Annotated in this window: 14 protein-coding genes; 9 read left to right on the top strand and 5 right to left on the bottom strand. The window is 70.6% G+C overall.

Annotation, left to right across the window (positions count from 1 at the left end; all coding sequences use genetic code 11):
- The 6 genes from ACFY00_RS37505 to ACFY00_RS37480 form a co-directional block, all read left to right on the top strand.
- Positions 1 to 1,355: tetratricopeptide repeat protein (locus tag ACFY00_RS37505; protein WP_388038581.1), on the top strand; the 1,355-nt coding region annotated here is incomplete at its 5' end.
- A 769-nt stretch (positions 1,356 to 2,124) separates the two neighbouring features.
- Positions 2,125 to 2,520, top strand: coding sequence for a hypothetical protein (locus ACFY00_RS37500; protein ID WP_388038578.1), 396 nt, complete (start codon positions 2,125 to 2,127; stop codon positions 2,518 to 2,520).
- A 150-nt stretch (positions 2,521 to 2,670) separates the two neighbouring features.
- Positions 2,671 to 2,793, top strand: coding sequence for a hypothetical protein (locus ACFY00_RS37495; protein WP_388038575.1), 123 nt, complete (start codon positions 2,671 to 2,673; stop codon positions 2,791 to 2,793).
- Positions 2,790 to 3,029, top strand: coding sequence for a hypothetical protein (locus tag ACFY00_RS37490; RefSeq protein WP_388038572.1), 240 nt, complete (start codon positions 2,790 to 2,792; stop codon positions 3,027 to 3,029). The genes ACFY00_RS37495 and ACFY00_RS37490 overlap by 4 nt, the downstream gene beginning before the upstream one ends.
- Positions 3,030 to 3,133: 104 nt before the next feature.
- Entirely contained in the window at positions 3,134 to 3,469 is a 336-nt protein-coding gene (locus tag ACFY00_RS37485; protein ID WP_388038570.1) for a hypothetical protein, read from the top strand.
- A 522-nt stretch (positions 3,470 to 3,991) separates the two neighbouring features.
- Positions 3,992 to 4,195: a hypothetical protein gene (locus ACFY00_RS37480; protein WP_388038567.1), complete on the top strand. Its 204-nt coding sequence runs from the start codon at positions 3,992 to 3,994 to the stop codon at positions 4,193 to 4,195.
- Positions 4,196 to 4,370: 175 nt separating this feature from the next.
- Here the strand turns inward: ACFY00_RS37480 and ACFY00_RS37475 are convergent, their stop codons facing one another.
- The 3 genes from ACFY00_RS37475 to ACFY00_RS37465 all read right to left on the bottom strand — a co-directional run bounded on the left by ACFY00_RS37475 (position 4,371) and on the right by ACFY00_RS37465 (position 8,157).
- Positions 4,371 to 4,595: a hypothetical protein gene (locus tag ACFY00_RS37475; RefSeq protein ID WP_388038564.1), complete on the bottom strand. Its 225-nt coding sequence runs from the start codon at positions 4,593 to 4,595 to the stop codon at positions 4,371 to 4,373.
- Positions 4,596 to 4,648: 53 nt separating this feature from the next.
- Positions 4,649 to 5,866 (bottom strand): anion permease, encoded by a 1,218-nt coding sequence (locus tag ACFY00_RS37470; RefSeq protein WP_388038561.1) that lies wholly within the window; start codon positions 5,864 to 5,866, stop codon positions 4,649 to 4,651.
- Positions 5,867 to 7,578: 1,712 nt separating this feature from the next.
- Complete coding sequence (locus ACFY00_RS37465; protein WP_388038558.1) at positions 7,579 to 8,157, bottom strand: TetR/AcrR family transcriptional regulator; 579 nt, start codon at positions 8,155 to 8,157, stop codon at positions 7,579 to 7,581.
- A gap of 82 nt (positions 8,158 to 8,239) precedes the next feature.
- Between ACFY00_RS37465 and ACFY00_RS37460 the strand changes: the two genes are divergently transcribed.
- The 3 genes from ACFY00_RS37460 (at position 8,240) to ACFY00_RS37450 (ending at position 11,721) form a co-directional block, all read left to right on the top strand.
- On the top strand, positions 8,240 to 8,731 hold the full coding sequence (locus tag ACFY00_RS37460) for a cupin domain-containing protein (RefSeq protein ID WP_388038556.1): 492 nt from the start codon (positions 8,240 to 8,242) through the stop codon (positions 8,729 to 8,731).
- Positions 8,732 to 9,340: 609 nt separating this feature from the next.
- Positions 9,341 to 10,528 (top strand): DNA-processing protein DprA, encoded by a 1,188-nt coding sequence (locus ACFY00_RS37455; protein ID WP_388038554.1) that lies wholly within the window; start codon positions 9,341 to 9,343, stop codon positions 10,526 to 10,528.
- Positions 10,510 to 11,721 (top strand): hypothetical protein, encoded by a 1,212-nt coding sequence (locus tag ACFY00_RS37450; RefSeq protein WP_388038552.1) that lies wholly within the window; start codon positions 10,510 to 10,512, stop codon positions 11,719 to 11,721. The genes ACFY00_RS37455 and ACFY00_RS37450 overlap by 19 nt, the downstream gene beginning before the upstream one ends.
- Positions 11,722 to 11,791: 70 nt before the next feature.
- Here ACFY00_RS37450 and ACFY00_RS37445 read toward each other — a convergent pair whose 3' ends face one another.
- Together ACFY00_RS37445 and ACFY00_RS37440 are read right to left on the bottom strand one after the other, a co-directional pair.
- The gene (locus ACFY00_RS37445) at positions 11,792 to 12,013 is read right to left on the bottom strand and encodes a hypothetical protein (protein ID WP_388038549.1); all 222 of its coding nucleotides are present in this window, start codon (positions 12,011 to 12,013) and stop codon (positions 11,792 to 11,794) included.
- 63 nt (positions 12,014 to 12,076) lie between these two features.
- On the bottom strand, positions 12,077 to 12,400 hold the full coding sequence (locus tag ACFY00_RS37440) for a transposase (RefSeq protein WP_388038546.1): 324 nt from the start codon (positions 12,398 to 12,400) through the stop codon (positions 12,077 to 12,079).
- Positions 12,401 to 12,640: the final 240 nt, after the last annotated feature.

Below are 12,640 nucleotides of genomic sequence, written 5' to 3'. Positions count from 1 at the left end.
GGTCGGTCCTGAATCGCTCCTACGAGCGCCTGTCACTTCCCCAGGCCGAGCTGTTCCGTCTCCTTGCGGTCAACCCCGGGCCGGATGTCTCCACCGAGACCGCCGTCGCTTTCACCGGGATCGGCAAGGCGAAGGACGTCCGTGACCGGTTGGTCGCCCTATCCAGGGCCAGCCTGATTCGTCAAGACCCCGACACCGGGCGGTGGCGTATGCACGACCTCGTGCGCGCCTACGCCACCGAACAAGTCGCCCGCCACCCCGCCCATACCGCTGCGGCCCTGCATCGCCTCCTTGTGCACTACACGCGCACCACACGAGACGCGGACGCACACGTGGACATGACGGACGCCAGAAGGCGTGACCTGGGCTTGGGGCGACGGTTTGCCGGGCGGGCGGAGGCATTGGGGTGGCTGGACGCGGAGCGCGCCAACCTCGTCGCTGCTGTCCACAGCGCCCACACCACCGGCCGCCACGGCATCGCCCAGGACCTCGCCTCCCATCTCAGCACCTATCTCGGCGTGCGTCACCATCTCGAAAGCCGCCTGGAGGTCGCCGATATCGGCCTCGCCGCGGCACGCGAGAGCCGCGCCCCGGCCGGAGAGGCCGGCTCCTGGAACAACCTCGGCAACACACTGCAGGGCCTGCGCCGCTTCGAGGAAGCCGAACAGGCCCACCGCACCGCCCTCAACCAATACCAGGCGCTCGGCGACCACGACGGCGAAGCCACTGCCTGGAACAACCTCGGCAGCGCGCTGCAGGGCCTGCGGCGCTTCGAGGAAACCGAACAGGCCCACCGCACCGCCCTCACCCAGCACCAGGCGCTCGGCGACCACCACGGCGAAGCCATGGCCTGGAACAACCTCGGCAGCGCGCTGCAGGGCCTGCGGCGCTTGGAGGAAGCCGAACAGGCCCACCGCACCGCCCTCACCCAGTACCAGACCCTCGGCGACCACCACGGCGAAGCCATGGCCTGGGACAACCTCGGCAGCGCGCTGCAGGAGCTGCGGCGCTTGGAGGAAGCCGAACAGGCCCACCGCACCGCCCTCACCCAGTACCAGGCGCTCGGCGACCAGCACGGCGAAGCGATGGCCTGGAGCAACCTCGGCACCGTACTGCGTGGGCGTGGTGAGATCGGGCTGGCGGTGGAGGCCGGTGAGCGCGCTGTTGCCCTGTTCGAGGAGCTGGGAGACCAGTACTGGCTGGGGGAAGCGTTGGACGAGTTCGCCGACTCCCTGCTCGCTGCCGGTCGACCAGCGAACGAGGTACGGGCCGTGCGGGAAGAGTCGGCTGCGGCGTACCGCAGAGCCGACGCTGAAGACGAAGCGGTCAAGGTGCTGGAGAAGACAGACGAGTAGCCGGACAACGCGGGAGGAGCCCGGTCCACGGGCGGGCGTTCGCTCATCATGATCCCCGTGGAGCGGCTCGGTGAGTCTGCTCGCTGCTCAACCCAACTGCACAAACCCACCCCGCTGCCGTAAAACCGCCGGCCACAGGGTGTGAAACTCCCCAAGCAACGTGAACAGCCCGCTCACTCACCTGCACACCACCCGCCACCCGAACTGCGAAGCCCATGCTCACGCCCCTACTGACCGCACAGAAACAACGGGCGTCGACAGCCGCCACCGGCTGGTGGCGGCCCCGCCACCTTGCCGCACGGCGGATCGGCCCGGCGGGGCGCCGAGCGGCCGTCAGCGGGCCGTACAGGGCCGGGGCGAGGGCGAGGGCGGCCGGTTCGCCGTCCGGTCCTGGGGCGGGGTGGGCGTCACGCTGTGCCAGGGCTCGGCATCCGGGCGGCCGGGACGTGGGAGGATGAGCGGACAAGAGGTAGGTCGTAGCCGGACCCCGGCAGCGGTCTACCGGTTTTCGGGAATCGCCCTCCACACGGGCACTCGAAGTCCGCCTTCGCCGTCGATGCCGCCGTTCGTGGTGCCGACCCCGTCGTGCTCACGGCCCCCAGGAAGGGGGCGATCGTGCACAGCACCATCGACGTCACCGGGGCAGTTTCCCAGCCGCGCCGCCGCACCGGTCCCGACGCCCACCCCGGCCCTCACGCCCTCGTACCCGCCGCGCTCCGTGGCCGTAGGACCGGTTGAGCGCCGGCCCGGGACGGCACGGCACGGCAGCATGGACAGCACGCACCCACGCGGTGCGCCAGAACCTCACGGCGAGCAGGGGCTGCTGGTCCTGCACGCCACCTTCGACCGCGCCTACGTCCTGCTGCTGCGCGGCGCCGCCGACAGCAGCGTCAGCGGCCTTGGCGCCGACTTCGCCCGCGCCGCCGCCTCCGGCCTGCCCGTACTCGTCGACCTCGCAGCCCTGCACAACGGCGGCCAGGAATTCCTCGCCCTGCTGATCGACGCCCACCGGCACGGTGCCGAACTGATCGGTCCCCTGTCCCCGTCCCTGAGCCTGCGTCTGGCCATGACCGGCCTCACCGACTGGTTCACCGTCCATCCCACTCTCACCGCTGCCCTGGACCACCTCCCGCCACCGGCCGCGCCCGGAAACCCGGGGACCTGACACTCACGGCGCCGGGGCCGGGCGCCCTACAGGGTGTCGCCCCGCCAGGTCCAACGGCTCGCGGAGTCGGGCCCGTAGACCGAGCGGCCGGGTCGGGGGCGAGTGGGCGGCCGAGCTGGCCCCGGTGCGGCGGGCGACCGAGGAGGCGCCGTGCCGGTCCACTGGGTGGCTGACTGGTACTGCGGAGAGTGCGGCAGCTCGGGCCAGGAGCACTTCGAGGACGACTGCTGGATGGCCTCGGGCCACGTGTGCGAGGAGGCGGTGCAGGCGTGAGCGGTGGGTTCGGGTCGGGGTCGTACTGCGGCGGGGTGGACTGCGCGGGCGGGCACCGGCTGCCCCCTGCATGGCCGGAGTGGCAGCGGCGGGTGCGCTCGGGCGGCCGGTGCGCGGACGAGGACGACGGCCTGGTCGCCGAGGAGCGGCCGCGCCTGTTCGGCCGACGGGACGCGGACGAGCGGGCGCGGGACGCCTGGCGCGACGAGTACGAGGGCCCGGCGCTGGACCGGTAGCGGTGCGGGGAGTGTAGCGGCGGGGACGTCACCGGCTGGTGGCAGCAGCGGACTTGAGTACTCCTGCTCAGGACGGCACCGGGGATGAGTAGGAGGATGACCTGGTGCTTCACTTAGCCGTCGATGTTCTCGTGGCCGTGGTGCTGACCACTGTGGAAGTGGTGGCACTGCTCCTCACCAGTTTCGCCCTCGGAATCCAAGCATGGGCGGACAACAAGTCAGGCCCCGGGACCACATCCAGCCTAAAGCGGACCGCCCGTGTCGCGACAGTGGTGTCGTTCACCCTGCCCCCGGCGTGTGCCTACGCGCTGTTTCTGCTGCGCCTGCCGATCGCGGCGATCGCTCAGTGCCTGCTGCTCGCGGCGATACCGTTCCTGCGCCCCATCGTGACCGGCGTGAACCGTCTACGGGAAGGCCTGACGCACCGACGGCGGCGTTGACGCGCCCGCCAAGGACGGTCGGTGTCCTGGTGGGCACCGTCGACCGTCCAGTGGAGCGACCCACTCCACTCGTCGGCCGGGTGCGTCGACACGGCCGTCGGCTGGTGGCGTCGCTGTTCGGGGCGGTCGGGGGCGCTGTCGTGGTATTCCTTTGCCGGTGGGGGCGGGCGGGGTTCGGCGAATGCACGGGGCGGCCTACTTCGCGGCCTGGCCGGGCCGGTGGACGGGGCTCGTGCAAGGGGCCGAGATCGACGGGCGTGCGGTGGTCCCCGCGTGGCATGCGGCCCGGGAACGGTACTTCGCGGCATTCGATGCCGAACACGGTTTCCTGGTACGGGAGTTCCCATTCGGCGAGGGCTTCGTGAGCGATCCGCTCCAGCGGATACGCCTCGATACGGTCGGCGAACAGCCTGTGCTGGTGGTGCTGCAACGTTCCGAGGGACTGCGCGGGACGGTGTTCCAGTTCGACCTGACCACGGGCGAGCGGGTCTGTCCCGATACCTGGGGCAGACGGCGCAAGCCGTGGGGCCGGGCACGCCCGCCGAGCGGGCGGCGGCCCAGTTGCAGATGCTGCGCATCGCGGCCGTGCCGGTGCCGGTGCTGGCGGCCGTGCTGGAGCTGTTGGCTCCGCTGCTGAGCGATGCGGACCCGGCCACCCGCACAGCCGCCGGCGACGTCCTCGCTCGCCTGCTGGCCGCGATCGAGGCGTCCGCCCCGGCGCAGTAGCGCGGGCGCCACGCCCTACGGGGTGTCGACCCGCCAGGTCCAGCGGCCCGCGGCCCGTCGCGGGCGCGCAGTTTCCGGTCCGCTCCGAGACAGCACCGATGGCAGCTGTCGGCGCAGCGCCACCTACTCGTCCCGTCGAACTTGCAGTGCCGGTACTCGGCCGGGCGCGGCGGGGTCAGTGGAAGGCGGGCACGATCAGGTAGAGGCCGTAGGCGGTGGCGGCCAGGCAGGCCAGGAAGCACAGGCCGGCGGCCAGCCGCAGCGGCAGCCGGCGGGGCGCGGGGGCGGCTGCCGCGTGGTTCGCGGTGCGCAGGCCCACCGCGTACAGGTTGACCAGGGCGGTGGTGGCGCCGATGCTGACCAGGGCGACCTGGCTGAGCGCGGTCCAGTCGATGTGCACGGGGTCCTCCCGGAGCGCGGTGGGATAGCGGTGGGCGGCCGCGACGGGGCGGCTCAGGCGGCCGTGGTGGCCGTGCGCACGGCCACGGTGTGGTCGTCGTTGACGTTGGAGGCGTCGACCGGCGAGCGCCGGGACGCGAGGACGATCACGGTGCTGAGCGCGAGCGCCGCCAGCGCGGTGACGATGATCCCGGCGGTGCCGCCGTGGACCACCAGCAGCGCGGCCAGCGCGCCGACCGCCGCGGCGGCGGGCAGGGTCAGCGCCCAGCCGACGGCGACCCGTCCGGCGGTGCCCCAGCGCACCTCGGCGAGCCGACGGCCCAGCCCGGCGCCGAGGATGCCGCCCGAGCACACCTGGGTGGTGGACAGCGGGAAGCCCAGGTGCGCGGAGGAGAGGATGACGGCGGTGGCGGCGCTCTCGGCGGCGAAGCCCTGCGGCGGGTGGATGTCGGTGATGCCGCGGCCCATCGTCCGGATGATCCGCCAGCCTCCCAGGTAGGTGCCCAGCGAGATCGTCAGGCCCGCCGCCGCCACGACCCACAGCGGCGGTCCGGCCGAACTGTCCAGCACTCCGGCCGAGATGAGGGTCAGCGTGATGATGCCCATGGTCTTCTGGGCGTCGTTGGTGCCATGGGCGAGCGAGACCAGGGACGCCGAGAAGACCTGCCCGATCCGGAAGCCCCGCTCGGGAACGCCCGCGTCGTCGGCCGGCCCGGTCGGCGCGGGCCCTTCGGGTCCCTCGGGCCCCACCGCCTCCGGGCGGTCGCGCCGGCCGCGCCGGCCGCCGGAGGTCAGGCGGTAGGCGAGGTAGGTGGCGGGCAGGGCCGCCGCGCCGGCGATCAGCGGGGACAGCAGCGCGGGCAGCAGGACCTTCTGCACCACCGCGGTGAAGTGGACGCCGCTGGTCCCGACGCCCACGCAGACCGCGCCGATGAGGCCGCCGAACAGGGCGTGCGAGGAGCTGGAGGGCAGGCCCAGCAGCCAGGTGGTCAGGTTCCACAGGATCGCGCCGATCAGCCCCGCGAAGATCACCCCCGGGGTGACCAGCGAGTCGTCCACGATGCCGCCCGAGATCGTCCGGGCCACCTCGGTCGACAAGAACGCGCCGACCAGGTTGAGGACGCCGCTGATCAGGACGGCGGTCCGCGGGCGCAGCGCGCCGGTGGCGATCGAGGTGGCCATGGCGTTCGCGGTGTCGTGGAAACCGTTGGTGAAGTCGAAGGCCAGGGCCGTCACGACGACCAGGACGACGAGGAACGACACGTGTGCCATGCCTCCATGGCAGCACGGCGGCCGCGTCCTCCCGGCAACCGAGGTGTGAACCCCGTGCGCAGATTCCGCGCGGAGCGGGCTGGAGGCCTCAGCCCCTGGGGGCGGACAGCCGACCAAACGAAACGGCCCGGCTCCGCCAGGCGGTGCCGACGCAAGCATGAAGCCGCGCGCCCGGGGCAGGCGGCGGGTGCGGCGGACGAGGGCTCGGCCGACTCCCCCTGAGGCCGAGCCCCCCCGCCGCATGGACGCAGCCCCCGCAAGGGCCGCGAGGGCACTACGAAGGCACTGCGAGAACGGAGCCATCGCAGCCGGCACCGGCAAAGTATCTGGCAGCTGCGCCTTCACGATCCCCGCGTTCAGCACCGGGCCCCGCCTCGGACGGACCGCAACCGAGGCTCGGTGCGGGCTGTCGGCCGATGCCGGTCACGGCGAGGGCTGTGGTCCAGTTGGTCTTGATGGCGCTGCGGGCGGCCGCCAGGGTGATCTTGCCGGAGCAGACGGCGTTCTTGAGCTTGGACTCGACGCCGTCCTTGATGGTGGCGCTCTGCGCGCCGGGTAGGGCTCGGGCCGCAGGTTGCCCGCATCGCGCGGGGCGCCGCCGAGTTCGAGGGGGACGAGGTGGTCCTCCTCGTAGGAGGAGGTGGAGGTGTCGGCGTGGCCGTAGTCGGCGATGCCCTGGACCTTGAGGGCGTTGGTGTAGGAGGTGGAGGGACGTGCGGTCGCGGTCCAGCCGCAGGCGCAGATCGTGGACTGGATGGCCGGCTGGGTGGCGTCCGGGCTGTACGCACCGGGGTGCGGACAGGGTCGGACGGTGGCAGGCAGGGGCGGGGGCAGGTGCTCGCGTGCACGTGCCCGGGCTCCGCTGGGACGGCGACGCCGTCATCGAGCCCGAACCGCCCGCCGGGGTGGCAGGCGCGGACGGCCGTGTTCGAGGCCCTGCGCGCCGACCGCGACCGCCGGGCGCTGACCGCGAGGACGGTGCGGACGTGAGAGACGGGTACGGCGGGTGCGGCGGTGGACCTGGCGGCGCTGGAGCGGGCCGGTGTCGCGCTGCCCGCGATCGTGTCCGCGACGGTGCCGTTCGCACGGCGCGGCGGTGGGAAGTGGCGCGTCGTCCCCGAGGAGGATCCGGCGCGCTGCCAGCACGTTCAGGGTCTGGAGACGGGTGCCGCCCTGCCGTTCCTGGACTCGCTGGCCGGCATCTGTGCCAGGTGCGACCCCGTCGCCGAACTCCCGGACGCGGTATGGGGGTTGTGGCAGGCGGCGGTGGCGATCGTGTCGGCCGACGAACGGGTCCGCGCCCTGACCGCCCCCGGGGCCCGGACCTGGCCCGGGTACGCCCGCGTGCTGGCCGCGGCCGCCCACCATGACGACGACACCGTCCGCATCCTGCCGGGTCGCCGGGGTGATCCGGCCGCCGAGGACCGGGGTTGGTCGAGGTGCGGCGGATCGCGCCGTCGGCCTCGCCGACCGGGCGGGTTGGGTTCGCGTCCGGCGACCTCGTGCCGCGGGATCGGCTTGCCGCCGCCCTGGCGGACGAGCTGCCCGGGACTGCCGGGAGGACGGCGAGTGGATGGGCGCGCTGACCTTGGTGGAGACCGAGGCCGGGAGGACGGTCTCGCGCCGGCCGTCGGAGGCGGAAGCCCGGTAGGGCGCGTCCTGGGCCGTCCGCGGGCGGGATGTGACGCCGGTCGGGTGCGGGGCGTCGCGGCTCAGTGGCGGGGGCGCAGGCCGTCGGTGGTGAGCCGGAGGAGGCGGCGCCAGTCGCCGCTGCCCGTGCGGAGAGTCGCGGAGATGGCACCGACCAGGAGGTGGACGTCGGCGACGGTGGTGTCCGGGCGGACGGTGCCAGCCTGTCGGGCGTGGTCGACCAGCACGGCGACGGCCTCCTCGAGGCGGGCGCGGGTGTGGCCGAGCGGCGCCGAGCCGGCCGTACCGCGGGACGCCTCGATGGCGGCGGACAGCCCGCGGTCGCTCTCCAGCACCTCCCCGACCCGCCGCAGGTAGGCGAGCAGAGGGTCGTCACCCGGCTCCTCGGCGAGGGCGTGCGCGAAGGCGAGGATCTCCGCGAAGCGGTCCTCGGCGGCGGCCTCGACGAGCGCGTCGCGGGTGGGGAAGTGCCGGTAGACCGTTCCCATCCCGACACCTGCTTCCCGTGCCACGTCCGGGAGTTGGACGGCATCGCCGCGCTCGGTGAACAGTCGCCGGGCCGCGGCCAGTAGCCGGGCGCGGTTGCGGGCGGCGTCGGCGCGCGGGCGCCGCCCGCCGCCGTCAGGGGAACTCGTTGACACCGTCGCGGGCTCCTTTCTAGGATCAAAACGGAATCGGAATCCGGTTCCGTCTCAGTGTAGCCGCCCCGAAGGAGCGAGCACCATGAACGACGAGCGATTCTTCGTCCTCCAGCCGAACGAGAACCGTCCGACCGAGGTCCCGCTGCCGCCGGGCTTCGGCGTCAAGGCGGCCACCACCGACACCGAGGGCCGCGTCGCCATCCTGGTCAACCAGCTGGACATCGACGTGCCGCTGCACGTGCACGAGCAGATGGACGAGTTCGTCCACGTCCTCGACGGCGCCATGGAGATCGACTACCGGGGCCGCACCTACCGGCTCGACACCGGCATGTGCGCGCTGCTGCCGCGCGGCGTCCCGCACGCCATGCGCAACGCCTCGCAGCCGCCCGCCCGTTGCCTGCAGGTCTCCACCCCCGGCGGCTGGGACCAGTACCTCGAGGACGTCTTCGCCGCCGGCTCCGCGCTGCGCACCGCCGACGGCCGACTGGACCTCGCCGAGGTCAACCGGATCGGTGCGCCGTACGGCATGCGGTACATCCCGGCCACGATGGCGATGCCCGACCACGACAGCTGAACCGCCGACGAGGTCTCCGGGGCGCGGACCGGTGCCGTGCGGCACCACCGCCTCCGGGGGTCGGAAACGCCGCGCACCCTGACGGGAGGCGGATCATCGGCGAGGTCTACAAGCTCACCCGGCCCACCCCGGAGCAGACCATGGCCTGGATGACCACCACCGTCCGACACGCCCTGCGTTGGGGCCAGGTCGACACGGCCGACTGCCCGCGTCCGCACATGCTGACGGAAGATGACGACGAGGAGTGACAGAGGACCGGTCAGCCGGTGTCGGACGACCGGGGCACAGGGCCGGAGCGAACGGCGGGGCACCGCACACCGCACACCTGCGCGAGCAGCAGGTTGAGGGTGGCGGAGTGCCGGGCGTGTGTCCAGTTCAGCCAGGCCGCGGGCGGGTCGGCCCGGTACTCCGGGAAGCACGGCTTCGACCGATCGGGCGGGCGCAGCATCTCTCCGGCCGCACACTGGCCCTCCTGCCGGTTGCATGAGCTGCAGAGCAGTCCTTCTCCGAACTAAGCACGGAGGCCGGTTGTCCGACCGCTTACCGCCCACAGCCGCTGTCTGGTGGACAGGCACGTCGCTGGTAGTGGTACGCCGGTAGGGTGTCTGCATGGAGCAAGCGGCCGCGGGCGAGCAGCCCATTTCCGGCGAGGCCGGTGAACAGGAGGCCCTACCTGGTCTGCTCCTGCCTGCTGTACCGCCGCGTCCAGACATGCTCGAGGCGCCGGGGGCAACACAGGTGCCTTTCGAAGTGGCACTGCTTGCGCTGGGATCTGTCCGAGGGATGGGGGCCAAGGCCCTACGGTCGATCGTGCGGGATTTCGGAGAGCGGCTGGGCGTGCTGTTCGAGCTGGAGCCTGAGGTGTTGCGCGGTGCGTTGGCACGGAGCCGAGTTCCCACGAACGCCGCACAGGAGGTGACCAACAGCGCGGCTCGGCTCGTTGAAGATGCCGCAGCAGCGGCTGATCGCTTGGCGATCAGGGGCGTCCGCGTCGTGGGCCCAGCGCACCTGCCGAAGAGGCTGGCTAATCTGCCGGACGGACCACTGTGGCTATTCGTCGAGGGTGACCCAGACGCCTTGGCTGCTGGCCCACACGTAGCAGTAGTCGGCACACGTAAAGCCAGTGCTGAGGGCGTGCGGGCGACGGAGGCTGCCGTGCGGACCATGGCCGCCTATCCCATGACCCTCGTGTCGGGCCTTGCCAACGGAATCGACGCGGCCGCCCACGACGCCGCCTTGCGCGACGGCGTACGCAACGTCGCGTTCCTCGGCCATGGCACCGACCTGGTTTTCCCTGCTGAGACAGCCCACCTACGCGCCATGATCGTTCACTCGGGCGGGTGTGTGGCCAGCGAGTACCTGCCAGGTGAGCGCTACCGTAAGGCGCAGTTCGTGCAGCGCAACCGACTCCAGGCGGCTCTGGCCGATCTGGTCGTCGCGGCCGAAGGTGAGTACACCGGCGGTACCGCGCACACAGTGCGATTCGCCACCTCCTACAAGCGGCCACTGATTGGATTTACCTGGCCGGGCGCGGGAGACCTGACCCGAGCGGTTGCCGATCAGCCCACGGGGCAGCTGCTCGATATCTTCGATCCAGCTGGCCGGCGCGCGTTCGACGCCCGCTGCCGTGCCCTGGCCAATGCTTACGGTCACTCGGCGTTCGGACTGCAGTTGGTCGAACGACAACTGCAGCGCGAGGCCCAGCTGCGACAGCTCACCCCCGAGGACTTCAAGCGACTGCGGGCACGTATCGATCAGCTCGAGCAGAGGGGTGCCACATGGCCGTCCGAGCAGTGATCTTCGACTACAAGACCCTGACCGACCTGGGCCACCAGGCGGCGATCGACGCGCGTGAGCTGGTGCACGGACTAGGGACTCGAGGCATCAACTGGGTGCTGTTCAGCACCGACCCGCTTACCGAGCACCAGCGCGGTGAGATGACGGGGTACCCTGAGCCAGCCGCGTACATCCGCCACGCGGATGTACCCTCTGGTAAGCGTCGCGGCTCTCCCGACTGGATCGACGTCGTTACCGACAAGCTCGATATCGCCCGCAACGAACTTTTGTACGTCGGACAGAGCAACCTTGATTGGCGCACGGCGATCAACTCGGGTGTCCTGTATGTCCATGCCCTGTGGTCGGCTCGCATACCCGGCGGTGTCACCGCGCTGGCCGCAGAAAATCCTGGCGATATCGCCGAAATCCTTGATGACTACCTGACTGATACCCCAATCTGGTCTCACCGATTGGACCAAACGTCCTGGTCACTGCGCTCCCTGCTTCCGGCTTCGGCAATACTGCCGTCCACCCGCCCGAGAAGCCAGTTCGACCTGAAGGACGTGTTCACGTACGACAAGCGGATCGAAGTCGGCGGCGAGGAAGCGCGAGACCTCCTGATGTTTACGGTCCTGGCTTCCGCCTATCTTGAGGGTCTCATTCCAGCCAATCCTTATATCTGCGTCTACCCCAGCAGCAAGGTAGGTGTGGTCAGCGAGCGACTGGCTACCTACTTGGATAAGGCGACCAGGTTGTTCCACGGCTACTACCGCGAGGACCTGCTGGTACGCGGTACCGCTGCAATGGACACCAGCCTGGAGCGGGCCGCAGCTCGCCGAGCGGGCCGGATAGCGAACGTGTCGATCGCCACCCAGGCCACGACTGTGCACATCGGCGCCAGGTACAGGGGGAAGCTGGCAGGTAAAACAGTGGTCGTGTTCGATGATTTCACCACTCATGGCCAGTCATTGGAGTGGGCCCGGATCCTGCTGGAGGCCGCAGGTGCTAACAGGGTCGTAATGCTGACAGTGGGCAAGTACGGCTCCAGGCACGCACGCTACGAATTGAACACACCGGAAAAGCTAGACCCGTACACCCTTAACTCACTTACCCCAGCTGACTTCCGTGAGATGATTCTGTCACCGCAACACGATGGGACCGCTGAGGAGCGGACCCGGAAAATCCTCCAGGCGGTCATCCGCCGCTCCCGGTAGCCCTACCTCAGTCGCTGATCGCTCTATCCGTGACAAACCGCAGTGTTCTTCCGGAGCGACGCTGTTTCCATTACGGAGTGGCGGTTTTCACGGCGGCGGAGTCGAGGAACGAGGGCATGCCTAGATTAATGGCCTGCTGCTTTCGGTCTGCCTCCGCGTCGAGTTGGGCGAGTTTCTGGGTGGCGCCAGCGAGGTGGATCTCCAGGCCCTCGACATCGCCGAGCCAGCCCTCGCACTTGGCCTCCTCGATCCGTGCGACGAGGTTGTCGTGGATCTTGAGCCGGCGCTTCACCGCACGCGTGACGTCCGTGAGGTTCGCTGCGGCGAGGTTACCAATGTCCCGCTTGACCAGGGACTAGACTCCGGTCGGATTGAGGTCGGGCGCGTAGGTGGGAAGTTGGAAGACCGTGAGCCACTCGGCGTTCGCGTCGATGAACTCGCGCAGCTGCTTCCTCAGGTGGAGACGGACGTTGTCCCACACCAGGACAATTGGGCCGCCGAGTTGGATGCGGGCGCGGACGAGCAGGCCACGGAAGTCGCGCCAGCCGAAGCCCTTCGGCTGGTCCTTGCGCCCGCTGTACTCCCGGACCGCGTAGAACAGCCGAGACCGCTGGCCGGGCTTGTAGCAGGTCATGCCGGCCATCGACACCCGTCCGGAGCCCCGGCCGCGTACTCTCACAACCGGCGTGCGGCCCCGGCGCCCCAGGTTCTGGCGCGCGGCGGAGTCAGTTAGCTTTTTCAGGGCGGCCACCGATCGGGTGACGGCCGGGTGCTCGGGATGAGGACAGAAAGATCAAGGCCTCCGGGCGGTTGAGCGAGATGTCTCAGAGGGCGTTAAGTCCTGTTTTTAATGGTTCGGCATCGCTCGATCGTGGGGTCGGCTGCAGTTCCGGGGCGGCTGCCGGATCGGGGGTGGTGC

This window comes from Kitasatospora sp. NPDC001540 (assembly GCF_042894345.1).
In the GTDB taxonomy this organism is placed as follows: Bacteria; Actinomycetota; Actinomycetes; order Streptomycetales; family Streptomycetaceae; genus Kitasatospora; species Kitasatospora phosalacinea_C.
The sequence above is the reverse complement of the archived record's forward strand: the minus strand, read 5'-3'. Positions and strand labels throughout refer to the sequence as shown.